Source organism: Alteromonas sp. CNT1-28 (assembly GCF_022348345.1).
Lineage (GTDB): Bacteria > Pseudomonadota > Gammaproteobacteria > Enterobacterales > Alteromonadaceae > Alteromonas > Alteromonas macleodii.
In genome coordinates, this window is the sequence record NZ_JAKREZ010000009.1 from 45,589 (window position 1) to 71,811 (window position 26,223).

Genomic DNA, 26,223 nt, shown 5'->3' on the forward strand with positions numbered 1-26,223 from the left:
TTTTTAATGTCATCCGTATAATGCACAGCGCGCTAGGGGTGTAGTTCGAATTGGTAGAACAGCGGTCTCCAAAACCGATGGTTGGGGGTTCGAGTCCCTCCACCCCTGCCACTTTCTCTTCTTATGAACGTTTACGTTCAAATCCTAAATCGTTTCTTTGTTAAATTCTTCTTAAATTCTATTGGTTTCTGTTGCTAGTGTTTAATTTGCTGCAGCTGTTTTATTTCCTCTTATACCAAGGGCCAGGCATTATAAATTCGCGCATAACCCTTATGAACTAACGCTTATGAATTAGCGCTTGAGCATTAAACAGCAGGTGCAATCCGAGCAAAAGAACGCGATAGTTATTCAACCAAGCCTGCAACTTTAGTAAACTAAACAAACATAATGAACTATCCACGTTAGGTGTTTTTACGCAATGTCTCTTACTTCATATCAGCAGGCGGTTTTACAGGAAATGGGGATCCCTGTTTGGATCACCAAAGACGCCTACACTGAGCTAAAGCAGGAAGACCAAGCGAAACAAAACAACGCCAATGCAGCACAACGCAACGTCGGCACTCCTAGTAGTTCATCGGCCCAAATTCCCTACAGTCAAAATGCTCAAGCCAATAAGCCGCCTTCAACGCCAATATCTCAAGAAGAAAAGCAATCACGGCTTGCTCAGTTGAGAGCAAATGTTGGCAGTAGCGCGAAAGACAAGGCTAAGCCTAAAGACGGCGGGGCAGCAAAACTCTCCACGCTTGGCGCATCGCACAATGAAGGGAAAGTAGGGCAAACCGAAACAGGTGCTTCACAGTCACACAACACTTCGCCGTCTTACGACAATGCGGTTGCTTCGCAAGAGTCTTTAACAAAGTCTATTGGCGCAAAAGGGCCGGTATCGCCTGAAGGTATCCCGTTAAGTGCCGAACAGAAAGCAAAATCACAGCAATGGCTGAAGGACTTACAGCTAGCCTGTGTTCAGTTGGGTATACCGTCACAGTGGGCTAGCACCATAATGATTGGCCGTACGCTATCGGTAACCGAAACGGCCATTATATTGCCAGCCACACCGCTTAAACTCACAGCTGTGCAAAAACGGGAGCTGTGGGCGCAGCTTATCAGCGCAGCACGCGAATTAAACCATTCAGCTAACGGCCAGTAGTCGCGTCGATGAAGTTAACAATCGTACCGCCACAAGGCTTTAACGAGCACATTGAACTTGCGCATGCTATCCATCAAGAGGCACAAGTGTCGCCTTGGAAACTAAGTACTTTCGCGGATTGTTTCACCAAACCCTATTACGGGGTGTTTGCCTTTGAAAATGACAAGATTGTTGGCTATGCCATCATGCTTGAAGTCGTTGATGAAGCTACGCTGATGGATATTGCGGTAGACAGTGGCGCAAGAGGCAAGGGGGTAGGTCGCGCTTTAGTTGATTTTGTCATTGAGACATCGGTAAAAAATGCAATGCGTGAAATGTGGCTAGAAGTGCGTGAAAGTAACCATACTGCTATTGCGCTTTATGAGAGCTCGGGGTTTCAGCATATAGAAACCCGCAAAAATTATTACACCGTAAAAAATAATGATGACGGGCATGACAAGAGTAATGGAAACAGCGCACAAAAAGAAAACGCTAAAATCATGAAGTGGACAAATCCCACCTTAGCCTAGTGTTTGTAATCCTAGGCATATACGTTTCGCGTATATCAAAGCATTATCTGAACTCAGCATACGCTTCCAGACCATAGCCGTGCGTGTTTAAATTAGAACACGTCCCCATCAATCAAGGTAGAAATAGCATGGCTAAAGTGCTCAACAAGGCTTTAATCTCATCAAAACGATTTGCTATAAATGTGGTTACCTACAAAGAGGGTCATAGCGTGTTAGAACATAATGACCCTATGGGCAGCGGGCGTTACTTTAAATTTAATGTAGTACTAAAAAAGCCGAAGCGCGGCGGTCAATTTTGGGCAGAGAAAGTCATCTTTAATCTCTTTAACCGCATTTACTTTTTTCGGCCAGATAAGTACATGCACAGCGTAAGCAAAATAGAAAGAGGTGAGCGGAAGCTGCTGTCTGTTGCATTGTACCTGTAAGTCATAGTGTTTATCAGTGATTAACCACCCGTATAGCAAAGTTTCCACAAGGTTTTAAAAAGTTGACCATTTGGTCGATAAATTGGCGTGTTTACACGGTCAGGAAGGTTTTAATCCCTTGCTAATTCACTTATATTTGCGCCCTCAAAATTCTCCGCCTACATTCAGCTTACCAGGCGGTAGAAACTTCTCTTAACGCAGTTCGTGTAATTGGATTTTTTAAAACGCATGTCTTCATCATCGGTGGCGGAAAAAGAGCAATCAAAAGGCATTAAAATGCTTTTGGTTGCGGTGTTGTGTTTAGGACTTAACTGGCCAGGCATGAAATTAGGGCTTGAGATTGTAGGGCCTGTATGGATGGTGTGCTTGCGCTTCTTGTTAAGCCTTCCGGTACTCGCGCTGTTTGTACTTATCACCAAAAAACGTTTACCGGTGCTCAATCGTAAAGATCGCTCGGTGGTGTTTGTCGTTGCCTTTTTCCAGTTTATCCTATCAATGGGGCTTATTACTGTCTCACTGCAGTTTATTCCTGCCGGCACGGCCAGTATTCTTATTTACACTACACCGCTTTGGATGCTGCTTATCGACACCCTATGGTATCGGCAACGTCCGCCTTCTAAGCGATTAATTCTAACCGGTATATCTACCATTGGCTGTGCAATGATTTTATTTGCTTCGGGACAACCGGGCGCATGGCTACCGCTCTTTGGTATGTTGCTGGCATCTGCATTGTGGGCGGTCGCTATTCGAAGAGTGTCTTTTCATAAGTGGAAGGGAAGCGTCATTGAAGCTGTCTTCTGGCAGTTTACCATCGCAGGTTTCGCCATGCTTGCTATTGCACTGATAGTTGAACCAACACCTAATTTTGGGGCTTACGATATAAGCGATTGGTTACTATTGGCGTACATTGGGCCAGTGGCAACGGGTCTCGGTTTTGGCCTCATGGTAGCGGCGGGGCCTAAATTACCCCCAGATAAAATTGTTCTTATTAGTACACTCACGCCGATAGTGGGTTATGTAAGCTCTGTGATATTGCTTAAAGAAACGCTGCTGCCTATGGTTATGGCCGGTGCAATATTGATGATAGCCGCGCTAATAGTAAATGGCCTTCCTCAAAGCACACTTAAAAAGATATTAGGTAAAGGCCACGCGAAATAAAGGTAAGTTAAAGAGTTAGTCGAGGCTGTATAAAATCTAAAAACGCAGAGATACGAGACGATACTGCACTATTTTTATAGTATACCGCTTGTACCGACTCTCTGCGGTTTGGACTGACGATATCGTCGCGAAATAGCGCTACCAGCGAGCCTGCACTGATATCTTTGTGTACCATAAAGTGAGAAAGTAACGCGATACCTTGACCCGCCAAGCACAGCTGGCGAATAGTTTCGCCGCTTGACGCACGAAGACTGTACTGCAAGTTAATATCTTGCTTGAGCGGCCATTTATTTAGACTTGGTGAGTCGCTAAAGCCAATCAGTTTGTGTTTGTTTAGCGTGCTAATTCCATCCTCACCTTCAGATATGGGATATTTTTCAAGATACTGTGGGCTTGCCACAATATGCAGCTTACTTTTTCCTAAACGTCTAGCGTGCAAGTTAGAGTCGCTTAAATCACCAATACGTATTGCGATATCGGTTTTATGTTCCAACAGGTCGATAATGCTGTCGTGACTGGTGATATCGAGTGTTATGTCAGGAAATGCTTCTCGAAATTCACCCACTAACGGCGCTAGCTGGTGGAACACAAACGGGCTCGCAGCATCAACCCGAAGTTTTCCAGAAGGAGCCCGCTTTAATAGCCGTAATGCTTCTTCACCTTTTTCTAATATATTTAGCCCGTCTCTGGCATATTGCAGGAAAAGCTCACCTTCTTCTGTTAATTCCAGCCGTCTGGTAGTGCGATTCAATAGAGTTACATCTAAGCCATCTTCAAGACGAGTAACTGCTCTACTAACTTTTGCAACCTGCTGATTGAGTAGATTGGCAGCACTGGAAAAACTACCTGTATCCACAACGGTTAGGAACGCTTCTAAATCTTCAGTTTTTGATGAGACTGGCATCGCACACCTTATATTTTCAAATATCGCAAAAGTATTTTGTCATTAGTGCTGTTTTTTGCAAATAAATTTATCGTCAAACTGTACGCACTTTATTAATGGCTTTCAAAAAACGGTGTAGTTGTTCGTTCTAGAAGCCAATGGTGGCGTTGTTAATCAAGCCATCTCGTTAATTACTTTTTGAGGATAATTGAAATGCCTATTGCATTATTTGCGTTAACGTTAAGTGCGTTTGCTATTGGCACAACAGAGTTCGTGATAGTGGGGCTTGTCCCCACCATTGCTACTGATCTTGGCGTTACGTTACCGAGCGCAAGCTTACTGGTAAGCTTGTACGCCGTTGGTGTTGCCGTTGGCGCACCGGTTCTTACCGCCCTTACGGGTAAGTGGAATAGAAAGCATGTTCTGCTTAGCTTAATGGCGCTATTTGTGGCTGGTAATATTCTTGCTTGGCAAGCGCCTAGCTACGAGAGCTTAATTTTAGCTCGCATTTTGACAGGCTTAGCGCACGGTGTGTTCTTTTCCATAGGGTCAACTATTGCTACAGGGCTAGTGGCGAAAGAAAAAGAAGCCAGTGCTATTGCCATTATGTTTACGGGCTTAACCGTAGCCTTGGTTACTGGCGTACCTTTGGGTACCTGGATTGGTCAAAACTTCGGTTGGAGAGCAACCTTCCTTGTGGTTTCCGCGCTTGGCACACTTGCGCTAATAGGCAGTGCGTTGCTGGTACCGAACAATCTTAAGCAAAGTAAACCGGCCACCTTGAGTGAACAAATGAAAGTGTTGGTCCAGCCTCGTCTGGTACTAGTGTATCTAATGACGATATTGGGCTATGGCGGCACATTTACGGCATTCACCTATCTCGCTCCTATATTGCAGGAAGAGGCTGGGTTTGCGCCCTCAGCCATCAGCTTAATTATGCTGGTTTACGGTGTGTCTGTCGCGGTGGGCAATATCTATGGCGGCAAGCTTGCTGACAAAAAAGGCCCAATCCGCGCGTTAACTATCATCTTTTCAGCCCTTGCGGTCATCTTGTTTGCCCTGACTTTTACCATGGGCAGTAAAGTTGCCGCAGTGATCACCGTTTTAGTGTGGGGCGCCTTTGCCTTTGGCAATGTTCCAGGACTTCAGGTGTACGTTGTTCAATTAGCAGAGAAGTTTACCCCTAATGCTGTTGATGTCGCTTCAGGTTTAAATATCGCGGCATTTAACATTGGCATAGCAGTGGGTTCAATTCTGGGCGGTGCAATTGTAGACGGCATGCAGTTATCTGATACCGCATGGATTGGCGCAATTATTTCTGTTGCAGCGTTACTTGTTACACGTTACAGCGGCTACTTAGACAAGCGCGCACTCAGTACTGCGAATACGGCGAATAATACAACGAGCGCGTAGGGAGGTCATAATGACGACAAATACCTTTGATAAGCTAGCACAACACACGTTCTCAGTAGGTGTAGAGCTTCCGCTAGATAACGACTGGGCGCATTTCGACGCCACAAAAGGTACGCCATTCGGCGTACCTGATATGACCGAGCATCACAGCCGTATTCAACTAGCCGACAAACTAGGGTTTAAAGCAGCGTGGGTACGAGATGTACCGGTTTACGACCCTAGCTTTGGTGATGCAGCTCAGGTTTTCGAAACCTTCACTTACCTGGGCTATTTAGCAGGTATCACAGACAATATTCTATTAGGCACAGCCGCCGTTGTTTTACCTCTTAGGCAGCCATGGCTTGTTAAAAAGGCGGCAGCAACGGTACAGCAGCTAAGTAACGACCGCCTAATACTCGGTGTCGCCAGTGGAGATAGACCGGTTGAATATCCGTTGTTCGATGTTGATTTTGACAGTCGCGGCGAGCACTTCAGGCAGTCACTGGAAATTGTAAAGCACGGTGAGAATTCCCTTAAGCCTGGCATGTCGCTGTTACCGCGCTCAACCACGCCGCCATTGTACGTTGCAGGGCTCGCTCAGCAAAGCCCTCAGTGGGTTGGAGAAAATATGGACGGTTGGCTGGCGTATCCAGGTACACCGAACGAGCATGTAAAGCGCGTAGAACTATGGCGAAGTGTCGCGGGCAACAAGCCGTACGTTAGCTTTATTCATCTTAATTTGGTTGAAGACGATGAAGCGCCCATAAAACGCCACCGATTCGGGGTTGAAACTGGTGTAAATGGGCTTATCAAAGAACTCAATGCAATGAAAGACGCGGGGGTTGATCATATTGGCCTGCACTTCAGACGTAATACGCAACCAGTAGAAGGCGCGATGCAGCGCATTGCTGACAACGTATTACCTCACTTTCATAAATAACGGAACCAACAAGGAGGCATCATGCCGAATGTAAATCAGTCACAATCTAAAATTCCTTCGCTAGGTGTAGGCACGTTTCGCTTAAAAGACGATGAAGCCTATAACAGCGTGACAATGGCACTTGAAGTGGGCTTCCGTCACATTGATACGGCGCAAATTTACGGCAATGAAGAAGCGGTAGGTCGCGCTATTAAAGACGCTATTGCAAACAATCTTGTTGCACGTGAAGACCTTTATGTCACCACCAAGGTGTGGAATGACAAGCTGAATAAAGCAAGCTTTGTGGATAGCGTAAAAGAGAGTTTGGAAAAGCTTCAACTGTCGTACGTTGACCTGCTACTTATTCATTGGCCGTCACCGGAAAACGGCGAAAGCATGGAAGAGTACCTAGGTGAATTGCTGCGCGTTAAGGAACTGGGACTCACAAAAGAAGTTGGTATTTCTAACTTTACCGTGGCACAAATTGAAGAAGCGGTGAGTATCTTGGGCGAGGGCGTTATTTCCACGAATCAGGTAGAGGTACACCCTTATCTTACTAATGAAAAAGTGCGTGCAGCGTGTGAGAAACACGGTATCACAGTAACAGGATATATGCCGTTTGCTGTTGGCAAAGTGTTAAAAGACGAGACCATCATCGCAATTGCAGATAAGCATGGTGTGAGCACTGCTGAGGTAGTGGTAGCCTGGGAGCTGGCCCATGGTTTAGTCACTATTCCATCGTCGACTAAGCGCAAGAACCTGGAAACCAATTTCAAAGCGCTTGAACTTACATTAGGCGCTGACGATATCGCAAAGATTGACGCGCTAGATTGTGGCGACCGTCAAGCTAACCCAGATTTTTCACCTGCGTGGGACTAATTTAATGTTGCCAAGCGCCAACTGGCGCTGGCTTCATTTTTACCCACAATCAAGTAAACGTGTGGTGTCGTGTAGCCTGGAATTTGTTAAGTAGACTGTGTACGACATAAATAACGCACAGGCTAAGTGCAATAGCTACGACTACCGATGAAAAGCGATACAGCGCACTATAAATAATATCCTGTTGTGGAGAGAGTGACTGGCCGTACAAAATGCCAAATGTGGTAAGTACGCCAAAGCCAGTGCCAGCACCACCACCGCTAAGCACATGCTGGCGGCTGATAAAAAATACCAATATCCATAAGCTGAAACTTGCGAAAAACAACGTGTCACTGTAATTGAGCAAAATAAGCTGGGCGAGCAGGGCAAGATTACACCCAATTAGCGTGCCCAGCGCTCGCTGCCAGCCACTCAATGTGGCTCCTTTCCAACACAGTGGAAAAAGAATCAATACACTTGCTGCTTGTGCTGATATCGAATCTACTAAGTCGAAGGTTTGAAATACAGCAAACGATAGCGTGGCGACAGTGGTGCATAATATGACTTCGTGGCGAATACTTGCTTTATCTTTTGCCGCTTTGGGCAAAGGCGTGCGTGGCTCTTCATCGGGAAAAACAATATGCAAAGCGAATGCAATTATCAATGCCAACAGAATTGCACCGATGTTTGATATCACTAATGCGTAGATATCTATTCCATCGCTGCTGTAGCTGGCAAAGTGAAGCTGCAGCGAAAGTCCTACAAGGGAAAACGCACCGAATAAATACAGCGTACCTTTACTCATTTGCCAAAACAGAAAAGCGAAAGTGATGGCGATTAGCGGCGTGATCAGCAATGGGTGGCTTCCGAACAAGCCGTATACCACTAAAACAGCTGCCGCCGGAAAGATAGTTGCGGCAAGAAATTGTCGAATAATGTGACCATTTAAAACGGCTACCAGTCCAAGCAACAAAATAGGGTACAAGGTAAAAAATATCGGATTAGGCCAATCCAGCGCTTTCGATATAGCAAAGCCCAACGTGGCGCCGGAGGCGATCCTAAGCATCTGCTGGACATCATTTTTACTTAGCTGTGAATCCATAATTTAAGTCTAATAAATGAAGTGCAGCAGGCTTATAAAGTGAATTTGAATGTTCGCTGCCACACTTTCAATAGGGTTGTCTGGAACTATCTGCACGGTAGCGCGAGCGCCACTGGTGAGGTGGCTTAACGATATTTCTTGTTCTTCAAGCTTAATGTGGACACGTTGGCGCTGTGCATCTCGTACCCATCGATTCGACTTTTCAACGCTTGCAAGGGTGCCGTTGGCGGCAAGTTGGCCGTCGCTTACGCCAGCTTCAAATTCTTCCACTTTAGCTTCAAATACTTTACCCGGTAGTGCATCAAAAACGACGTTAGCGCGAATGCCTTCTTTTACATTGGCGAGTGATTTCTCTCGAAAATCTGCAACCACATCTAGCGTGTTATCGACAACTGAGGCAAGGGGCGTACTTTGTTTAGCATAAGTGCCTTGAGTTACCTGCATGTTTGCCATTATGCCGTCATGCGGTGCTTTAATTTTGGTATAGGCTAAGTTCAACTCTGCCCGTTTAACCGCATTTACCGCTTCTAGATATTTTAGGTTTTTGTCACCTTGCTTACCTCTTGCAACAACTTGCTGGTTTAGATCGGCTTCAAGCGCACTAATTTCAGCTTCAGCGCTTTTAAGTTGCGCGTACGCTTTGTCCACGTTTTGTTGAGATACCGCTTTAGTTTGAACTAAGGAATTAAGTCGTTGAAATTCATTGTTGCGTTCGTCGTAAACCGCCGATGCAGCCTCTATTTTGGCTCTAATCGCTTCCGCTTTTGCATCTATCTGAGCATTCTCTAACTCTACATTCGCCAAATCAATTTGCGCCTTTTCAAGGGCAATTAGGTAAGGTGTCTCATCAATGATAAATAAAACCTGCCCTTCCTTTACGGTTTGGTTATTTTTGACAAGCACCTCATTTATCGGCCCATTTATCTGAGGAGAGATTTGCGTGACCTGATGATAGACTCTCGCCTGTGGTGTCATTGGCATGCGTATATCTGCAATAATAAAGTAGATAAAGCAGATGGCAAAAGCGACCAAAGCCAGCTTTATGTACCTAGCAAATTCCTGATCTGGGGTTCGTTGACTCACTTAAGTGACTCCAATAATTTTGCGGCATTAACTTCAATTTTTTGAACACATTTAGCCATAATGCGTAACTCTTCTTCAGATACTCCTGCGTACACTTCATCTCGCAGCGCCATCAATGTACTTTCGATATCATTCATTCGACCTTTGCCCATATCTGTGAAGTAAAGTAAGCGACTTCGTTTGTCGTTAGTATCTGTAACGCGTTTGATTAATCCGGTAGTTTCGAGCTGTTTAATTGTGCGAGTTAAGCTAGGCATTTCTATTTCCAAGCTTTCAGCCACCATCTGTTGCGTACAGCCCTCACCAAGTAATGACATATGAATCATTACGCGCCATCTAGACTCTGTAAGGTCGAGATGAGCGACCGATTCAGTGACAGTTCTTCTGCACTTTTGCGCAGTGCGGGCAAAAAGCGCAATAAGTTGAAGTGGCATAGGTTCTGAAAATGACATGTAAAAACCGTTGATTTACTTAGCATGCTAACTATTTTATTTGTTTAGCATGCTAAGTAAATGGCATTGAGATGAGAAAGAGATTTTGCAAGTTGAGCGTGAATTGAACGGGTGAAGGCTCTCCAGTGAGCAGGAAAATGGGGCTATTTGTCTTACGGTGCCCGAAAATCAGGCATACTCTCTCAGTCCTTTTTAAGTTAATGCAGCCTTTGTGGTGTGATTAAAGCGTTAATAACGACTTTAACTTTTTGAGATATCGACGGCTCACGGGAACTGAATCTCCCGTCTTCATTAGAAGCGTAGCAAGGCCATTATCCAAGAGTTTAATTTCCGCAACGCATGATAACCTCACCAAGTATTGCCGGTGACACCGAACAAGCGCGGTTCTCTCTTCTAAGGTTTTCAATGTGAGCTGCGTGTCTGCTTGTTGTTCTAGCGATCTAACATGTACGCCCGCCACATCGCTGTAAGCAAACTGAATATCAGATTCGGGTAGAAGTAATATGCGCTGATGACCTACGCAAGGAATATGTACTAACGTGGGGGAGGCAATAGCGTCAATGTCAGTTTGGGGCTGAGTTCTCTTTTTAAGCCTGGCAAGTGTTTTATCAAGCCGCTCTGGTTCCACAGGTTTGAGCAAGTAATCAAACGCGTTATCTTCAAATGCCTGAAGGGCATACTGTTCAAATGCGGTGACCAGCACAACATAAGGCATGGTGTCTAAATCAAGCATAGCCAGCATATCGAGTCCAGAGAGCTGAGGCATTTCTATATCAAGAAATATAACATCCGGGCGGTGTTGTTTAATTAATGCCAACCCCTCTATGGCATTTGCGGCCTCGGCTAAGACTTGTACTTCATTGGTTTCGTTGAGTAACTGGCAAAGCTCTTCTCTGGCGAGCGGTTCATCGTCAATAACAAGCGCGCGAAATGCTGAGTTCTTAGTCATTGTTAGCCCTGATGAGAATTAAGGTGAGTATGTGGAATGGAAAAGGACATCCGAGTGAACTGGTTAGTTCGACACTCGATCACCAAGCCTGCTTGTTGACCAAACTGATGAATAAGTCGTTTATCTACAATATCCATCCCTAAACCTGCGTGTTGTTCTTTTTTGGGTTTGTACGAGCCAGCATTATCTTCAACGAGAATGTGAATGTGGTTATCTGTTGTGCATCGTACATTCAAAGTTAGATGCCCACCTTCTATTCGTTGGGCGATACCGTGTTTAACCGCGTTCTCAACCAGTGGCTGTAACGTAAAACTTGGTAGAAGCGCTGACATGGCAGCATCGTCACACTTGATGGTAACCTGTAGGCGTTCGGCAAAACGCGCCTTTTCGATTGCCAGATAAGCATTAACGTGGTCAATTTCTTCTTTTAGTGTCACCACCGCGGTGTTTTGCTTTAAGTTTATTCTAAAAAAGCGTGACAAGCTTAGCACGAGTTCTCTGGCCCTTTTGGGATCGCGACGAATAATAGCGCTAATCGTATTGAGTGCGTTAAATAGGAAATGAGGGTTGACCTGTGCATGCAGCAGTTTGATTTCAGACTGTGAGAGCAGATCCTTTTGCTGCTGATATGCGCCGTAAACAATTTGACTAGACAGCAATTGAGCGATGCCTTCTGCCATTGACAGTGTAACCGTCGACATAAACTTCCGTTTGGGTTCGTAAAGCTTAATAGTACCTACCACCTCAGAGCCAGAGTGAAGTGGAATAATCAACACTGAACCCAGCGGACAATTTTTGTTTAATGTGCACTGATATGGGCGCTCAGCGCCATCTAAATGGACTATTTTGTTATTGTTCAGTGACTCCATCGTACTTGATGACGATATGGGGGTGTTTGGCAGGTGATGATCGGCACCCGTTCCGATAAACGCCAGAATCTTTTCCTTATCAGTAATCGCTACCGCACCCACATTCGTTTCTTCATAGATAATACGTGCTACTTTTTCTGCATTAACTGGGGTGAATCCAGATGTGAGCACGCCCACTGAGCGATCTGCTATGGATAGTGCACGTCGTGAAAAAGTGGCAGAGTACTTTTCAAAAATCGTTTTTTTGTCAGATAAGATACTGATAAAAAGTGCAGCTCCCACAGAATTTGCAATAACCATAGGTGCGGCTATAGCGCTGACCAGTGCGTAAGACTTTTCAAAAGGCTCAGCAACGGTAAGCAGGATAGCCATCTGAAACAACTCTGCTACAAAGGTAATGACACCAACTTTCCATGGGTTAAAAAGATCTAGACTTTTGTTCTGGCGAACATAGTAAACGTGCATGAGGCCGCCGATAAGACCTTCCAGCGTGGTGGAAATAGCGCAGGCAACATCAGTAAAACCACCCAATGAATAACGATGGAGGCCGCCGGTCAATCCTACGGCAAACCCAACTACTGGACCGCCTAGTAATCCTCCTATAACTGCCCCAATGGCTCTGGTATTGGCAATGGCGTCGTCTATTTGCAGACCAAAATACGTGCCCAGAATACAAAAGGAAGAAAAAACTACATACACCAAGTACCGGTGTTTGCGATGAGAAGAAATGCTGAGAATAGGAAGAAAAAGCGGTGTTTTACTCAGCATATATGCGAGCACAAGATACACACACATTTGTTGAAGTAGCGAAAGTATGAGTTCCATGCTTGCCAATATTACCGCCGGTTAAAAATGAGCCTCATTATAACCCATGTCAAAAGTACAAAATAAATAGCCGCCCTATATAAAGGGCGGCTCATCATATTACACGTGTTTACTGTAGGTAGTTACGCGTCTAATGGTTGGGAGGGCTTTTCAACATTCACAGATGATGGCTCAAGCGGCGCTTCACCTTTCCCCTTGGAAATTCGAATGACGTAAACCGTGGTGATTAGCGATGCGATAAGCCCGATGGTTGTCGATACATTCATCGCCATACCGAAACCCAAGGTGTCGTTGTTTAGAATAAAGGTAACGCAAACGGCCGTCATAAATATTGCTGGTACCGTAGTTATCCAGTGCAGTTTGTTATGTCTTAGTAAGTATGCAGACGCGGTCCACAGCATCATGACGGCTGTTGCTTGGTTGGCAAATCCGAAGTAGCGCCAAATAACGCCGAAATCGACTTGGGTAAGAATACCGCCAAGCACAAACAAAGGGGCGGCCATGAACAAGCGGTTACGTATACCTTTTTGTTCAACGTTAAAGTACTCGGCCATGATAAGACGACTTGAGCGAAATGCGGTGTCGCCAGACGTAATAGGAAGAATGACCACGCCAAGAAAAGCCAGTACGCCACCAACAACACCTAAAAGACCGAATGATGAGGCATAGACAACGTTTCCAGGGCCACCATTGGTAATAGCTGCCGATAGTCCTTCTAAATTGTCGAAGTAAGAAAGGGCAATGGCGCACCAGATAAGGGCAATCACACCTTCACCTATCATCGCACCAAAAAACACAAAACGTCCGTTCTTCTCGTTCTCCATACAGCGAGCCATAAGCGGGGACTGGGTGGCATGAAATCCAGAGATAGCGCCACAAGCGATAGTGATAAAGAGCGCTGGCCAAAGAGGCATATTGTTAGGATTTAAATTCGTCAGCATATCACTTGCCGTGAATTGGCTAAGTATCGAGTGCTGGTCAGAATAGCTGGCCGCGGCTAATAATCCCACCGACATGAAAATAAGAAGGGCTCCGAAAAACGGATAAAAACGACCAATAATTTTATCTACGGGAACAATGGTAGCCAAAATATAGTAGGCAAAAATAATGGCGACCATAGTGCCAACTTCAACATGCCATGATGTCTGATCATTAACGAGATTTGTGATCATGCCTGCGGGCGCTGAGACAAAAACTACACCTACCAGTAGAAGCAGCACAATAGCGAACAAGTTCATAAAGTGCTTAGCGCCTCGGCCCAAATAACGGCCAGATAAGCTAGGCACAGATTCGCCATTGTTGCGAACTGACAGCATGCCTGAGAAATAGTCGTGAACAGCGCCGGCAAAAATGCACCCTAATACAATCCAAAGCATGGCAGCTGGGCCATATAGTGCACCCATAATAGGACCAAATATAGGGCCTACGCCAGCAATGTTCAGAAGCTGAACGAGATACACCTTCGGTGTAGACATGGGAACAAAGTCTACGCCGTCTTTTTGGCTATGTGCAGGAGTGGGGCGTGCTGGTGTGACGCCAAATACCTTCTCAACAAAGGCGCCATATATAAAGTAGCCAGCAATAAGCGCGGCTACGCAAATTAGAAACAATATCACAGGGCGTTGTCCTTATTTTTATAAATAGGGTTTATAAAAAGGGTCTGTCACTTGTGTTGTAAACGGTGTGTACAACAATGTTTGAAATAGGTTAACAATGTGAAAGTGTGTATGCATGAAAAAAAGCAGTGAGTGGTCGCATAGCAAATTAAGCGGTAGGGAGTATGTAATTTCGCTCTACTGTTACGTGCAGTAAAATGCTAAAATCCGCGCAATTAATTACCAAGCCGTATCAAGCGTTTTACCGCAATACTGAATTTGCGCGGAAAAGCATTGCTTATCCGTTATGAAACGCGCCTGTAAGTAATTGATTTACAGGGATAATAGATAACGAAGATAAGTATTGATGTCAGATAAGAAGCTTCTAGAAGAGATTAAAAAGCGACGTACGTTCGCAATCATATCGCACCCGGATGCGGGTAAAACCACGATTACCGAAAAAGTATTGTTATTCGGACGCGCCCTGCAAACTGCCGGTACCGTTAAAGGTAAAAAGTCAGGTCAGCATGCTAAATCTGACTGGATGGAAATGGAAAAAGAGCGTGGTATCTCGGTAACCACCTCGGTCATGCAGTTTCCATATAGCGATCACTTAGTAAACCTGCTGGATACTCCGGGGCACGAAGACTTTTCTGAAGATACCTATCGAACACTGACGGCGGTTGACTCATGCCTTATGGTTATCGACGCAGCGAAAGGTGTAGAAGACCGAACCCGTAAACTTATGGAAGTCACCCGTTTGCGCGATACGCCGATTGTGACTTTCATGAACAAGCTTGACCGTGATATTCGCGATCCTATGGAACTGCTCGATGAAGTAGAAACCGAGCTTGATATCCTGTGTGCACCAATTACTTGGCCAATTGGCTGCGGTAAGAGCTTTAAAGGTGTATATCACCTTCACCGCGACGAAACTATTTTGTATCAAAGTGGCCAGGGTCACACTATCCAAGACGTGCGCATCATCAAAGGGTTAGATAACCCTGAGTTAGATACTGCAGTAGGAAGTGACCTCGCTGAAACCTTGCGTGACGAGCTTGAGCTTGTACGCGGTGCATCTAACGAATTTGAACAAGAGCTTTTCTTGGAAGGCCAGTTAACGCCAGTATTTTTCGGTACAGCATTAGGTAACTTCGGTGTTGATCATATGCTTGACGGTTTGGTTGAGTGGGCACCTGCGCCACTTGGTCGCGAAACCGAAGAAGGGACTATCGAAAGTACCGACGGTAAGTTCAGTGGCTTCGTATTTAAAATTCAGGCCAACATGGACCCGAAACACCGTGACCGCATAGCATTCTGTCGTATTGTGTCGGGCAAGTACGAAAAAGGCATGAAAATGCGCAACAGCCGTTTAGGTAAAGATGTGCGTATTTCTGATGCATTAACCTTCTTGGCTGGTGACCGTTCATTGCTAGAAGAAGCCTATGCCGGCGATATCATCGGCTTGCACAACCACGGTACCATTCGCATAGGGGACACCTTCACGTCAGGCGATAACTACCGCTTTACGGGTATTCCAAACTTTGCGCCTGAGCTATTTAAACGCATCCGCTTGAAAGATCCGCTTAAGCAAAAGCAACTGCTGAAAGGGCTGATCCAGCTTTCTGAGGAAGGGGCGGTACAGGTGTTTAGACCGCTTGCCAACAACGATTTGATTGTGGGCGCAGTAGGTGTGCTTCAGTTTGACGTAGTTGTCGCTCGCTTGAAAGCCGAATACAACGTAGACGCGCTTTATGAGCATATTAACGTGAGCACTGCCCGCTGGGTTTACTCTGACAATGAGAAGAAGCTTGATGAATTCCGCCGTAAAGGTGAGCAAAACCTTGCACTAGATGGCGGCGATAACTTGACGTACATCGCACCTACTATGGTGAATTTACAGCTAGCGCAAGAGCGCTACCCTGATATTCAGTTCAAGAACACGCGCGAAAATTAAGCTAATAAAGATTAAACAAAGACACAATATATTATGAATATACATGCACTATTAGTTAACCGTTTCACTGAAGCTCTACAAGAAATGGGCGTAGAAAATGCGCCAGTGCCAGTTTCGCGCAGCGCTCGACCTGAATTTGGTGAGTATCAGTTTAACGGCGCGATGGCGCTAGCCAAGCAGCTTAAGCAAAAGCCGCGCGATATTGCAGAGAAAATTGTTGAGACTGTAAAGCTCGACGATATTGCCAGCAAGCTAGAAGTGGCGGGCCCTGGTTTTATCAACGTTCATTTAAATGACGAATGGCTGTCTAATCAGTGTGAGTTGTCACTAACCGACCCACGTTTAGGTATTGCTAAGTCAAAAGAACAAAACATTGTTGTTGATTACTCATCGCCTAACCTGGCCAAAGAAATGCACGTGGGCCATCTGCGTACTACTATCATCGGCGATGCTGTGGTTAAAGTACTTGAGTTCTTGGGCCACAACGTTATTCGTCAAAATCACATGGGCGACTGGGGCACACAGTTCGGCATGTTGCTTGCGCACCTTTCAGACAAGCTACAAGATGAAGTGGCTGAAACTGCACTCTCTGATCTTGAAGACTTTTACCGCGAAGCCAAAGTACGCTTTGACGAAGAAGAAGGTTTTGCCGACCGCGCCCGTGAATACGTAGTTAAGCTGCAGGGCGGTGACGCTCAGTGTCTGGCGCTATGGGAAAAGTTCATTGACGTGTCAATTGCTCACTCAGAAGAAGTGTACGATAAGCTAAACGTAAGCCTGACCCGTAAAGATATTATGGGTGAGTCGGCTTACAACGACGATTTAGCCAACGTAATCAGTGACCTTAAAGCGAAAGGCCTTGCAGTAGAAGACCAAGGTGCGCAGGTGGTGTTTATACCTGAGCTTGCTGATAAAGAAGGTAACCCTGCGGTTTACATCGTTCAAAAGTCGGGTGGCGGCTATTTATACGCAACGACAGACCTTGCGGCAATGCGCTATCGCAGCGGCAAGTTAAACGCTGACCGTACGCTGATTCTTACCGATGCTCGTCAAGCACTGCACTTTAAGCAAACTGAAATTGTGGGCCGTAAAGCGGGCTTTATGAAAGAAGAGCAAACTTACGAGCATTGCCCATTTGGAATGATGCTAGGCAGTGACGGTAAGCCATTTAAAACCCGTACTGGTGGTACGGTTAAACTGGTCGAATTGCTTGATGAAGCCGTTGAGCGTGCGGGCAAACTTATCGCCGAGCGCGACAACGATTTAAGCGAAGACGAGCTTAAAGAAGTCGCTCACAAGGTGGGTATTGGCGCTGTGAAATACGCTGACCTATCTAAAAACCGCACAACTGATTACATGTTTAACTGGGACTCCATGCTAAGCTTTGAAGGTAACACGGCGCCTTACCTTCAGTATGCTTATACCCGTGTGAAAAGCTTGTTCAGAAAAGCGGGTGTGGATATGGCCACCATGCCAGTAGATATCAATATTGCTGAGAAACAAGAGCACGCGCTAGCTGTATTACTTATGCAGTTTGAAGAGGTGATTGGTACAGTATCTCGTGAAGCCACGCCTCATATACTGTGTACTTACCTCTATGATGTGGCTTCAGCGTTTATGTCATTCTACGAAGCATGCCCGATGTTAAAAGACGGTATTGAGCCAGCTGTACGCGATAGCCGTCTAGCGTTGTCAGCTCTGGTTGCCAAGACGCTAGAGCAAGGATTAACTCTACTTGGCATCGAAACACTAGAAAAAATGTAGTGTTCGCGGTACAACATACATATTGATAACAAAGAGGCTGACATTGATTGTCAGCCTTTTTTTATACGAAACATAAGCGTCAACCCTACAACGCTCGTTTGCGCTAATCGTGATCGTTATACCAGTGGGCATAGATTATTGCGTACTCAGCGAGACTTAAAATGTTCGTAATCGCGGCGTGTAACCGCAGGTACAGTGGTATAACATTTCGATTAGAACCGATAGGGCGATAGCTTCCTATAAATCAGACAACTAGAACACTACTTAAATTAACGACAGGAAACTCAAATGACTAAGATCCTTGCATTTGCAGGTAGTACCCGTAAAGGTTCATTCAACCAAGCTATTATGAAAGTTGCCGCAGAGGGCGCACGTGAAGCTGGCGCAGAGGTTACCGTTATAGATCTCGCTGACTTTCAAATGCCGTTGTTTAATGAAGATGAGGAAGCCGAGTTTGGTATGCCTGAAAAAGCACAGGCGTTCAAAGAATTGCTAATGAGCCATGATGGTTTTCTTATTGCTTCACCAGAATACAACTCAAGCTATCCCGCACTGCTAAAGAATGCCATCGACTGGGCATCGCGCATGGGGGAAGGCGAAAAGCCATTACAAGCATATCGCGGTAAGGTGGCTGGAATTATGGCTGCGTCTGCTGGTGGGCTAGGCGGCATGCGCGTGCTGGTGGTACTGAGAATGTTACTTGAAAATCTAGGTACCATGGTGCTGCCGAACCAAAAAGCTATTGCGAAGGTAAATACGCTTATGGAAGATGGCGCAATTACGGATGAAAAGACGATTAAGCAGCTTAAAAATTTGGGTAAAGAAACGGCTGAGTTGGCAGGTAAAGTGTCTTAGACGAAAGCGACCTTGCTAGAGTAACCCCAAGGGGGCTCTAGCTTACCAGTTAATAGGACAGTTTATACATTCGTCCATGAAAGTGCCCTGAAATGTTGCGTAGTGGATGCGCGTGCCGGTTAGGTTCGCTCGATACAAACTTGCATCGTTCAGTTTTGCTTCCTGAATATTGGCGTTAATCAGTGAAGCACCTTCAAAGTTTGCTTTGTTCATCCAAACCCGCTCTAAGCGTGCGGCACGTAAGTTGGTGTTTACCATTGTCGCACCTGATAAACGCGCTTGGTCCAGGTTAGCACCTGAAAAGTTGGAGTTAGTGAAATCAACCCCTTGACCGAAAAGCGCCCAGCCATCTACGCCTTCTAAGTTAGCGTTGCGAACTTTTGAGCTGCGTAAATCTGCGTGTTTTAAGTTGGCGGTAGCTAAATCAGCGTGATCTAGGTTACTTTTCTTAAACGTCGCATAGCTTAAGTTGGCGTGCCTTAAATCTGTTTTGTTGAACTTAACGTTGGTGAATACTGCCCCGTGCAAATTTGCATGGCTCAAATCAGCACCGCTTAAGTCTGTATCGCTACACACTGTCTTTGGTTTTATTTCACATCCGTTGATAATTTTCACGTCATCTTCGAAATCGGGAATGGCACTGGCAGTTGCTGAATATAGGACAACTAATAATATGGGGAGTTGTTTGGTTGCTTGAAAACGTAAGCGCATGAGAGCTCCTTAATGCCGAGAGGCGTTTTCACCGCCTCTCGGTTTGGTTTGTTGCAAAGATAAAGCTATTGTTTAGCTACGTTTTGCTTTTTATTGTGATTAGGAAGTTTAAATACCCAGAACGAACCGCCTTGCGCGACAGGTTTGGTGAGTTCAGCCATATCTCCTCCCCATAGCGGTACTGCACCACCATACCCTGACGCTAAGCCAATGTATTGCTCACCATCCTCTTCCCAGGTTATAGGGCATGAAATGATGCCCGAGCCCGTTTGGAACTTCCAAAGTTCTTCGCCGGTTTCCTCATCGAAAGCTTTGACATAGCCATCGCCTGTTCCGGTAATAATGAGTCCGCCTTTCGTCGCCAGAACTCCAGCCCACATAGGAAGTTTCTCTTTGTGCGTCCATTTAATTTCACCTGAAATGGGGTCTACGGCACGAAGTACGCCCACGTGGTCGTCATACATGCGCTTAATTCTAAAACCCTGTCCTAGGTAAGCGGCACCTTTCTTATAGGTCACTTCTTCCGTCCAGTAGTCTTCTTTCCAGTGGTTTGCGCCCATATAGAACCAGCCGGTATTCTGGCTGTAGGCCATCGGGTTCCAGTTCTTCCCGCCCAAGAATGGAGGCGATACCTCTATTGACTTTCCTCGTTTTTCACCCGGCTCAGGTAGTGGCGGGCGCTGTCCGTCTACTTCAACTGGGCGACCCGTGTCAGGGTCTATGTGTGTGGCCCACGTAATATTATCTACAAAGGGAAATCCTCTGATGAATTCACCGTTTTGTCTGTTAACTACATAGAAAAAGCCATTTCTGTCTGCATGAGCCGTCGCTTTTATGAGCTTTCCATTATCGTAATAGTCAAATAGAACAAGTTCATTGTTGCCAGAGAAATCCCATGCGTCGTTAGGTGTATGTTGATAGAACCACTTAACCTCACCAGTGGTTGCATCTACACCCACTTGTCCGGAAGTATAAAGGTTATCCCAATCTCTTGGATCGCCGCCTTTGGCGGTGCGTTTCCATGTATTCCAAGGTGCGGGGTTACCTGCACCAATAATGATGGTGTTAGTTTCAACATCGAAGCTTGCACTCTGCCATGGTGCGCCACCACCGTGGTGCCATGCCTCGACCATTTCGCCGTTTTCATCCTTTGGCCACGTTGTCACTTCGTATGAACCACCAGTAGGTGTGCTGTCTTTTCCATTTAATCTGCCCATGTGTCCTTCAACAAATGGACGCATCCAAATCTCTTCACCGGTTTCAGGATCGCGTGCAAACAGTTTTCCTACAACACCAAACTCATCACCTGATGAACCGTGAATAAGCATGACCTTTCCTGACTTTTGGTCTTTAACAATCGTAGGTGCCCCCGTCATGGTGTAGCCTGCACGATAGTCTTCAAAGCGCTTCTTCCATTTTACTTTGCCCGTTAGCCGGTCAAGGGCAACAACGCCAGCATCCAGCGTACCGAAAAAGACTAAGTCACCATAAATTGCTGCGCCGCGATTTACCACGTCACAACACGGTCGAATCCCTTCTGGAAGGCGGTGGGCGTAGTCCCACAACTTCTTACCTGTTTTTGCCTCATAGGCGTAGATACGGGAGTAGCTACCGGTTACATAGACAATACCGTCGTACACGATTGCTTGGGACTCTTGACCCCGTTGCTTTTCATCACCAAAACTCATCACCCAAGCCGGAGATAGCATGTGTACATTTTCTTTGTTGATTTGATCAAGTCCGCTGTAACGCTGAGCTTCTGGACCCATACCATACATCAGCACGTTCTCAGGCGTCTTGGCATCATTTTCAATGTCTGCCCATGTCACGCCATCGTCCGCATATAAATGTGAACTCGTACCTAAACCAATAATTACGCTTAAGGCCAATGAAGCCTTTGAATAGAACTTAGCCATAGTTTTATTTCCACTGTTACCTTGATGTTGTGTTAACAGTATGTAACTAAGTAGAGGCCCTGATAAACGGATTCCGTCCTTCAAAATACGGGAAAAATTCCCTTAGATTGAAGTGTAATGAAAACGCTAATATATTGATTTACATGAGGTATCTTTATCATGAGACAAAGTTAGTACCAAAGGGGTATAAAAAAGATACGAAAGTACAGGGAAGTTTTCCCGACCTTGTTTAGTGGCGCTTGTTTAGCTGGCAATTTTGATATAACCCTGCTTTATGGCAAGGTGAACAAACTCGGCATTTGTCTGTAGCTCAAGTTTTCGCTTGAGCTGGGTGATAACGTTTGAGACCGTCTTTTCAGAAATGTTGAGGCTTTCAGCGACCTGTTTTCGGCAAAGCCCGTTCGCTATACCAAGGAATATATCCAACTCTCTTTGTGTCAGATCTGTTAAGTTGCCTCCGGAATGTGACAGGTTGAATGTAGCGAGCTCAATGGCAGTATTGTGTTCTAAATAACGGCGGCCTTTAATGATAGATGTCACCGCGCTTATCAGTACATCAGGTTCACTTTGTTTACTAACATAGCCCATTGCCCCTAGTTTCATAGCTCTATCGATGATGGAAATATCATCGAACATGCTGAACATAAGTACTTTTGCGTGCTCCCAGCGCTGAACAATATATTCCGCCAGCGTGAGTCCGCTGGTGGTTCCTAAATTAATGTCTAAAATAATGAGGTCGAAGTGGTTGGCACGAAGTGCATTTGTGGCTTGCTGCGCATTTTTTGCATTGGTGACGACAGCGCCTTCGAGTACCGAAGATAACAGTGTAGAAAAGCCTTCTCTCACTATTGCGTGATCATCAACAAGTAAAATTTCCATAGCTGCGCTTTATTCATATCACCATAGAATGAGCATGCCACGGTAGGCGTGTGAGACGAATAGCACTTTAGTGCTCATTCATCTCACACTTTAGTAGGATATAAGTTAATTCAAACCGCGCTGTGTTTCTAAGTAGCTGGCAAAGCTGCCAAGCCAATGGCTGCCCATATAGTGCATGTCACCAAACACCGCGTTGAGCCCGGCCTCACGATGTGAACTTAGTGCTTTCTTAAGCACAGGTAAGCGTTTGTCACCTTCAGGCAAAGCTTGCATTATGCCTTCTATCATCCACGCTCGGCTGATGTTCAGCCCGTCTAGGTGAGCGAGTTTACCATCCGTCTTGTCAGTCACTGTAGCGGGAGCTAGCCAATTTGATGTTCTAGCTGTGAGGCTTGGAAAGAACGCTGAAAGCCATTGGCTATAGTCCTTTTTAGACATTACTCTTCGCATTAAATCAGCTTCGGCCAAACACGGTGATAAGAAATCTTGTCCCGAAGGCTCGTAGGCAAGAGGGCACTGTGTATCGTCTTGATAGTAGTCTTTCACCCTGGACGTTAACAGCGCTTCAAACTCCTTATTACCTGCTGTTTTCGCCCAATCCAACATTAAGCCAAAAGCAAAGGCGGTTTGGCTATGCTCACCCGTACGGATTGGGTAAGCTAATTTGGGTAACCATGCGCTTACTCTGGCTACAATTTCGTCCTCGAGAGGACGTAAAGTATTTAGCCATTTTGTTGCTTCAGGAAGGGAAGATTGACGTAGTTCAGCGGTTAGCTGCAGGAACCAAGCAAGACCATAGGGGCGTTCAAATGAGGCATTGTTTTCACGCTTAAGGCTCGTCAATTCACCTTGGATATTTTTAGGCGTAAAGCTGATGTTGAGCTTTTCAATGATCTCATCCTTATCCACTGCATCTTGCGCAGTGTTTAGCATTCTTACTAAAAGCCAATGGCCATGAACCGACGAGTGCCAGTCTAAACAACCATAAAATGAAGGGTAGAGTTGATTGGGTGCCTTAACGTCATCGCCGTTATTCATCATGTGTTTCACTACATTTGGAAACTCTTGATGAATACAATGAAGCGCGAGGTTAGCAAAAAGGCTTTCGTAATTGTTGTTAGGAATGTCAGTCTTGGCGGTCGCGTCTGCGGCTCGGTTAATACTAGTGTTGCTTGTGTTCGCAGTTTCAACAGTCGACGTACTAGTAGCAAAGGCAGTGTGTGCAGCAAACGCTGTGGCAAATGCAACTGTACAGCTAACAACGTTTTTTATTTTGATCATAATTTTGCGCGCTTTATCAATGAGAAGTATATCGCCAATGTATAGAGATAAACGCTTTGAATAAAGTGCTGCGCGATACATAACGCCCCAGCACTTTAAACAGCAGAAACAGGCTATTTAAACAGGGGCTCCGATGGCCTCTAGTTTGGTGGTGTATTCAGCGAATGAGCCAATGGTCTTTTCTACCCAACCAGCATTATAGTAAGTTTCACTATACCGCTCTCCGCTGTCGCACATAAGCGTTACGATCGATCCCATTTCTCCTCGCTGCTTCATTTGTTCAGCAATACTTAATGCGCCCCATAGGTTTGTGCCGGTAGATGGGCCGGCTTTAATCCCCATGGTGTTGTTTAACCAATGCATGGTTGCAATACTGGCGGCATCGGGAACGGCAATCATGTCATCTATAACGTCATGTTGAAAAGAGGCTTCCACTTTAGGGCGTCCTATCCCTTCTATGCGGCTACCACGGGTAGCAGTAAGTGTATGATCGTTGTTTTTGAAGCTATCAAAAAACACACTGAATTCTGGATCTACCACGACAAGTTGAGAAGAGAGACCTTTGTAGCGAATGTAACGCCCAATGGTGGCTGATGTACCACCTGTACCTGCACTCATAACCACGGTGTGTGGAATAGGGTGGGGCTCGGCTTTCATTTGCTCAAAGATGCTCTCAGCAATATTGTTATTGCCACGCCAATCTGTAGCGCGCTCTGCGAAAAGGAACTGATCCATAAAGTAGCCATTAAGCTCGTGAGCTACTTTGGTTGCTTCGCTGTGCATTTGCGTAGGGCAATCTACAAAGTGACACTGCCCGCCATATCGCTCAATAAGCGCGATTTTACTTTGGGCGGTAGACTTAGGCATAACCGCAACAAACGGAACGCCAATCATTTTAGCAAAATAAGCTTCAGACACCGCTGTACTGCCTGACGAGGCTTCAACCACAGTAGTTCCTTCTACAATTTTTCCATTACAAAGGGCGTACAGAAAAAGGGACCGGGCTAGACGGTGCTTTAGGCTGCCTGTTGGATGGGTGCTTTCATCTTTAAGGTAGATATCAATATCTCTAAAAGCGATCTGCTCTAATTTGATTAAGTGCGTATCAGCCGAACGTTGATAATCTGCATTGATAATATTGATCGCTTTTGAAACCCAGCTTTTCATAACTTTCTCTCATTCACCCAAAATGCGAAACGTTAAGCGTAGTTCGCTTGACGCTAGCTGTATAAAACAAAATTAGAATATCAGTTAAGAGCGAGTATTTGATTCTATTATTTTAGTGTTGGTGCTTTATAGTAAAAAATATTTCTTTAATAGGTCTCATTTATGAAAATAAATTCCGTTTTTATGTAAGGGCGAGAGCATGACCATGACCATCTTGTTGATACAACGATCTTTAATAAAACAAAAAAGTTCAGATAAGCCGCTAAAGTTGCTATCTTTGCATTTCGCTTTTACTTACAGGTAACAACATGAAAAATAGGGCACTTTTCTGTGCAATAGCTCTTTTACCCGCATTATTCGTATCTACGCTGGCTAGCTCGCAAGAAGAGCAAATGCTTAAAGTCGCAACGTTTAATGTAAGTATGGAAGCCACTAACTACAAAGCGTTGGGTATGAAGCCAAGCGATCAGGTACTTCAACACGTTCTTTCAACGGGTGAGCATAGCCAAGTTAAAAACATTGCTGAAATTATTCAACGCGTTAACCCCGATATCTTGATGTTGAATGAATTTGACTACATTGCAGATAAGCGTAAAGGGGTAGAAGCATTTGTTAAGAACTACCTGAATGTTTCACAAGGCGGCCTTGATCCTGTGGATTACCCATATACGTATGTGGCCACAGTCAACACAGGGGAGCCCACGAAATTCGACTTAGATAACAATGGCAAAGCAGAAGGTTTTGGTGGCGATGCATATGGTTTTGGGCTTTATCCCGGGCAATATGGCATGGCGCTTTTGTCAAAATACCCTATTGATGTTGATGGTATTCGCACCTTTCAGACGTTTAAATGGCATCACATGCCTCATCCACAGGTTCCTATTATTCCCGATGAGAGCGGAAGTACTGATAAGGGCAAGCCATGGTACGACGTAGAAGAGTGGGCCGCGCTAAGGTTGAGTTCTAAGTCTCACTGGGATGTGCCGGTGAAAGTAGGAGGTAAAACCGTACACATACTTGCTATGCATCCAACACCACCTAATTTCGATGGGAGCGAGGACCGCAACGGCAAGCGCAACTTTGACGAAATTAGGCTTATGGCAGATTACCTTTCTCCGGATAAAGGAGCCTACATCTACGATGATAATGGCGAGAAAGTCAGCCTGTCAGAGAACGCGCGTTTTGTACTCGTTGGTGATTTTAATGCGGCGGATATTGGAGATAAACATCGCGAGGGTGTTATTGAACAGTTGACCGAGCACCCGTTAGTTAATAATGACATCATTCCAACAAGCGCAGGCGGTGCAGGCGCGTCAGGAGCAGAGTTTAGTAACCGCTTTACTGCCTATTGGGGAGCCAGAGCTGACTATGTTTTGCCATCTCGATTTGGCTTCGATGTGAACGATGCTGGCGTTTTCTGGCCTGCAAAAACCAGTGACCTATATCGATTAGTTAAAGACCGCGAAGCCAGCTCAGATCACAGGTTAGTTTGGATTAGCTTGTCGTTGACCGACGATAACTAAAAAC

Annotated in this window: 23 protein-coding genes and 1 tRNA gene; 12 read left to right on the forward strand and 12 right to left on the reverse strand. The window is 45.4% G+C overall.

Annotated elements, in window-relative coordinates; translation table 11 throughout:
- The first annotated feature begins 34 nt into the window (after positions 1-34).
- The 5 genes from MHN02_RS08340 (at position 35) to MHN02_RS08360 (ending at position 3,239) form a co-directional block, all read left to right on the forward strand.
- A tRNA-Trp gene (locus MHN02_RS08340) sits at positions 35-111 on the forward strand.
- 307 nt (positions 112-418) lie between these two features.
- Entirely contained in the window at positions 419-1,147 is a 729-nt protein-coding gene (locus MHN02_RS08345; protein WP_239245494.1) for an alanine acetyltransferase, read from the forward strand.
- Between the two features lie 8 nt (positions 1,148-1,155).
- Positions 1,156-1,656, forward strand: coding sequence for a ribosomal protein S18-alanine N-acetyltransferase (rimI, locus tag MHN02_RS08350; RefSeq protein WP_239245497.1), 501 nt, complete (start codon positions 1,156-1,158; stop codon positions 1,654-1,656).
- A 128-nt stretch (positions 1,657-1,784) separates the two neighbouring features.
- The gene (locus MHN02_RS08355) at positions 1,785-2,081 is read left to right on the forward strand and encodes a hypothetical protein (protein ID WP_014948713.1); all 297 of its coding nucleotides are present in this window, start codon (positions 1,785-1,787) and stop codon (positions 2,079-2,081) included.
- A gap of 228 nt (positions 2,082-2,309) precedes the next feature.
- The gene (locus MHN02_RS08360; protein ID WP_014948714.1) at positions 2,310-3,239 is read left to right on the forward strand and encodes a DMT family transporter; all 930 of its coding nucleotides are present in this window, start codon (positions 2,310-2,312) and stop codon (positions 3,237-3,239) included.
- A gap of 7 nt (positions 3,240-3,246) precedes the next feature.
- On the opposite strand, the gene MHN02_RS08365 is transcribed toward MHN02_RS08360, so the two are convergent.
- Complete coding sequence (locus MHN02_RS08365) at positions 3,247-4,143, reverse strand: LysR family transcriptional regulator (protein ID WP_014948715.1); 897 nt, start codon at positions 4,141-4,143, stop codon at positions 3,247-3,249.
- 192 nt (positions 4,144-4,335) lie between these two features.
- Here MHN02_RS08365 and MHN02_RS08370 point away from each other — a divergent pair, with 192 nt between their 5' ends.
- Genes MHN02_RS08370 through dkgB form a run of 3 tightly spaced genes read left to right on the forward strand, consistent with a single transcriptional unit; the run spans position 4,336 to position 7,312 of the window.
- A complete protein-coding gene (locus MHN02_RS08370) occupies positions 4,336-5,535 on the forward strand; it encodes an MFS transporter (RefSeq protein WP_239245500.1) in 1,200 nt (399 codons plus the stop codon).
- Between the two features lie 10 nt (positions 5,536-5,545).
- Positions 5,546-6,454: a TIGR03571 family LLM class oxidoreductase gene (locus tag MHN02_RS08375; RefSeq protein WP_239245503.1), complete on the forward strand. Its 909-nt coding sequence runs from the start codon at positions 5,546-5,548 to the stop codon at positions 6,452-6,454.
- Between the two features lie 21 nt (positions 6,455-6,475).
- Positions 6,476-7,312, forward strand: coding sequence for a 2,5-didehydrogluconate reductase DkgB (dkgB, locus tag MHN02_RS08380; protein WP_014948718.1), 837 nt, complete (start codon positions 6,476-6,478; stop codon positions 7,310-7,312).
- A 49-nt stretch (positions 7,313-7,361) separates the two neighbouring features.
- Here dkgB and MHN02_RS08385 read toward each other — a convergent pair whose 3' ends face one another.
- The 6 genes from MHN02_RS08385 to MHN02_RS08410 all read right to left on the reverse strand — a co-directional run bounded on the left by MHN02_RS08385 (position 7,362) and on the right by MHN02_RS08410 (position 14,187).
- The gene (locus MHN02_RS08385; RefSeq protein ID WP_187447336.1) at positions 7,362-8,393 is read right to left on the reverse strand and encodes a DUF2955 domain-containing protein; all 1,032 of its coding nucleotides are present in this window, start codon (positions 8,391-8,393) and stop codon (positions 7,362-7,364) included.
- Positions 8,394-8,402: 9 nt separating this feature from the next.
- Positions 8,403-9,476, reverse strand: a complete 1,074-nt coding sequence (locus MHN02_RS08390; RefSeq protein ID WP_239245506.1) for an HlyD family secretion protein — start codon at positions 9,474-9,476, stop codon at positions 8,403-8,405.
- Positions 9,473-9,928: a MarR family transcriptional regulator gene (locus MHN02_RS08395; RefSeq protein WP_014948722.1), complete on the reverse strand. Its 456-nt coding sequence runs from the start codon at positions 9,926-9,928 to the stop codon at positions 9,473-9,475. The genes MHN02_RS08390 and MHN02_RS08395 overlap by 4 nt, the downstream gene beginning before the upstream one ends.
- A 220-nt stretch (positions 9,929-10,148) precedes the next feature.
- Positions 10,149-10,877, reverse strand: coding sequence for a two-component system response regulator BtsR (gene btsR / locus MHN02_RS08400; protein WP_101563756.1), 729 nt, complete (start codon positions 10,875-10,877; stop codon positions 10,149-10,151).
- A gap of 2 nt (positions 10,878-10,879) precedes the next feature.
- The gene (locus MHN02_RS08405; protein ID WP_239245509.1) at positions 10,880-12,571 is read right to left on the reverse strand and encodes a sensor histidine kinase; all 1,692 of its coding nucleotides are present in this window, start codon (positions 12,569-12,571) and stop codon (positions 10,880-10,882) included.
- Positions 12,572-12,693: 122 nt separating this feature from the next.
- Entirely contained in the window at positions 12,694-14,187 is a 1,494-nt protein-coding gene (locus tag MHN02_RS08410) for a carbon starvation protein A (protein ID WP_239245512.1), read from the reverse strand.
- Positions 14,188-14,533: 346 nt separating this feature from the next.
- Here MHN02_RS08410 and prfC point away from each other — a divergent pair, with 346 nt between their 5' ends.
- From prfC to MHN02_RS08425, 3 genes are all read left to right on the forward strand, one after another.
- A complete protein-coding gene (gene prfC, locus MHN02_RS08415; RefSeq protein ID WP_014948726.1) occupies positions 14,534-16,123 on the forward strand; it encodes a peptide chain release factor 3 in 1,590 nt (529 codons plus the stop codon).
- A 33-nt stretch (positions 16,124-16,156) separates the two neighbouring features.
- Entirely contained in the window at positions 16,157-17,887 is a 1,731-nt protein-coding gene (gene argS, locus MHN02_RS08420) for an arginine--tRNA ligase (RefSeq protein WP_239245515.1), read from the forward strand.
- Positions 17,888-18,175: 288 nt separating this feature from the next.
- Positions 18,176-18,742 (forward strand): NAD(P)H-dependent oxidoreductase, encoded by a 567-nt coding sequence (locus MHN02_RS08425; RefSeq protein ID WP_014978661.1) that lies wholly within the window; start codon positions 18,176-18,178, stop codon positions 18,740-18,742.
- Between the two features lie 42 nt (positions 18,743-18,784).
- Here the strand turns inward: MHN02_RS08425 and MHN02_RS08430 are convergent, their stop codons facing one another.
- The 5 genes from MHN02_RS08430 to MHN02_RS08450 form a co-directional block, all read right to left on the reverse strand.
- Positions 18,785-19,453 (reverse strand): pentapeptide repeat-containing protein, encoded by a 669-nt coding sequence (locus MHN02_RS08430; RefSeq protein ID WP_014948730.1) that lies wholly within the window; start codon positions 19,451-19,453, stop codon positions 18,785-18,787.
- Between the two features lie 65 nt (positions 19,454-19,518).
- Entirely contained in the window at positions 19,519-21,369 is a 1,851-nt protein-coding gene (locus tag MHN02_RS08435) for a methanol/ethanol family PQQ-dependent dehydrogenase (RefSeq protein ID WP_014948731.1), read from the reverse strand.
- A gap of 243 nt (positions 21,370-21,612) precedes the next feature.
- Positions 21,613-22,248 carry a response regulator transcription factor gene (locus MHN02_RS08440; RefSeq protein WP_014975961.1) on the reverse strand — a complete coding sequence of 212 codons (636 nt, stop codon included), beginning with the start codon at positions 22,246-22,248 and terminating at the stop codon, positions 21,613-21,615.
- 105 nt (positions 22,249-22,353) lie between these two features.
- A complete protein-coding gene (locus tag MHN02_RS08445) occupies positions 22,354-23,610 on the reverse strand; it encodes a DUF2891 domain-containing protein (RefSeq protein WP_239245517.1) in 1,257 nt (418 codons plus the stop codon).
- 36 nt (positions 23,611-23,646) lie between these two features.
- The gene (locus tag MHN02_RS08450; protein WP_239245519.1) at positions 23,647-24,696 is read right to left on the reverse strand and encodes a PLP-dependent cysteine synthase family protein; all 1,050 of its coding nucleotides are present in this window, start codon (positions 24,694-24,696) and stop codon (positions 23,647-23,649) included.
- A 308-nt stretch (positions 24,697-25,004) separates the two neighbouring features.
- On the opposite strand from MHN02_RS08450, the gene MHN02_RS08455 reads away from it, so the two are divergent.
- A complete protein-coding gene (locus MHN02_RS08455) occupies positions 25,005-26,219 on the forward strand; it encodes an endonuclease/exonuclease/phosphatase family protein (protein WP_239245521.1) in 1,215 nt (404 codons plus the stop codon).
- Positions 26,220-26,223 lie beyond the last annotated feature (4 nt).

What these genes read in the sequence shown, in the direction of transcription:
- MHN02_RS08345 (WP_239245494.1), top strand. Translation starts at nt 419, where the DNA reads ATGTCTCTTACTTCATATCAGCAGGCGGTTTTACAGGAAATGGGGATC.
- rimI (WP_239245497.1), top strand. Translation starts at nt 1,156, where the DNA reads ATGAAGTTAACAATCGTACCGCCACAAGGCTTTAACGAGCACATTGAA.
- MHN02_RS08355 (WP_014948713.1), top strand. Translation starts at nt 1,785, where the DNA reads ATGGCTAAAGTGCTCAACAAGGCTTTAATCTCATCAAAACGATTTGCT.
- MHN02_RS08360 (WP_014948714.1), top strand. Translation starts at nt 2,310, where the DNA reads ATGTCTTCATCATCGGTGGCGGAAAAAGAGCAATCAAAAGGCATTAAA.
- MHN02_RS08365 (WP_014948715.1), bottom strand. Translation starts at nt 4,143, where the DNA reads ATGCCAGTCTCATCAAAAACTGAAGATTTAGAAGCGTTCCTAACCGTT.
- MHN02_RS08370 (WP_239245500.1), top strand. Translation starts at nt 4,336, where the DNA reads ATGCCTATTGCATTATTTGCGTTAACGTTAAGTGCGTTTGCTATTGGC.
- MHN02_RS08375 (WP_239245503.1), top strand. Translation starts at nt 5,546, where the DNA reads ATGACGACAAATACCTTTGATAAGCTAGCACAACACACGTTCTCAGTA.
- dkgB (WP_014948718.1), top strand. Translation starts at nt 6,476, where the DNA reads ATGCCGAATGTAAATCAGTCACAATCTAAAATTCCTTCGCTAGGTGTA.
- MHN02_RS08385 (WP_187447336.1), bottom strand. Translation starts at nt 8,393, where the DNA reads ATGGATTCACAGCTAAGTAAAAATGATGTCCAGCAGATGCTTAGGATC.
- MHN02_RS08395 (WP_014948722.1), bottom strand. Translation starts at nt 9,928, where the DNA reads ATGTCATTTTCAGAACCTATGCCACTTCAACTTATTGCGCTTTTTGCC.
- btsR (WP_101563756.1), bottom strand. Translation starts at nt 10,877, where the DNA reads ATGACTAAGAACTCAGCATTTCGCGCGCTTGTTATTGACGATGAACCG.
- MHN02_RS08405 (WP_239245509.1), bottom strand. Translation starts at nt 12,571, where the DNA reads ATGGAACTCATACTTTCGCTACTTCAACAAATGTGTGTGTATCTTGTG.
- prfC (WP_014948726.1), top strand. Translation starts at nt 14,534, where the DNA reads ATGTCAGATAAGAAGCTTCTAGAAGAGATTAAAAAGCGACGTACGTTC.
- argS (WP_239245515.1), top strand. Translation starts at nt 16,157, where the DNA reads ATGAATATACATGCACTATTAGTTAACCGTTTCACTGAAGCTCTACAA.
- MHN02_RS08425 (WP_014978661.1), top strand. Translation starts at nt 18,176, where the DNA reads ATGACTAAGATCCTTGCATTTGCAGGTAGTACCCGTAAAGGTTCATTC.
- MHN02_RS08430 (WP_014948730.1), bottom strand. Translation starts at nt 19,453, where the DNA reads ATGCGCTTACGTTTTCAAGCAACCAAACAACTCCCCATATTATTAGTT.
- MHN02_RS08435 (WP_014948731.1), bottom strand. Translation starts at nt 21,369, where the DNA reads ATGGCTAAGTTCTATTCAAAGGCTTCATTGGCCTTAAGCGTAATTATT.
- MHN02_RS08440 (WP_014975961.1), bottom strand. Translation starts at nt 22,248, where the DNA reads ATGGAAATTTTACTTGTTGATGATCACGCAATAGTGAGAGAAGGCTTT.
- MHN02_RS08445 (WP_239245517.1), bottom strand. Translation starts at nt 23,610, where the DNA reads ATGTATCGCGCAGCACTTTATTCAAAGCGTTTATCTCTATACATTGGC.
- MHN02_RS08450 (WP_239245519.1), bottom strand. Translation starts at nt 24,696, where the DNA reads ATGAAAAGCTGGGTTTCAAAAGCGATCAATATTATCAATGCAGATTAT.
- MHN02_RS08455 (WP_239245521.1), top strand. Translation starts at nt 25,005, where the DNA reads ATGAAAAATAGGGCACTTTTCTGTGCAATAGCTCTTTTACCCGCATTA.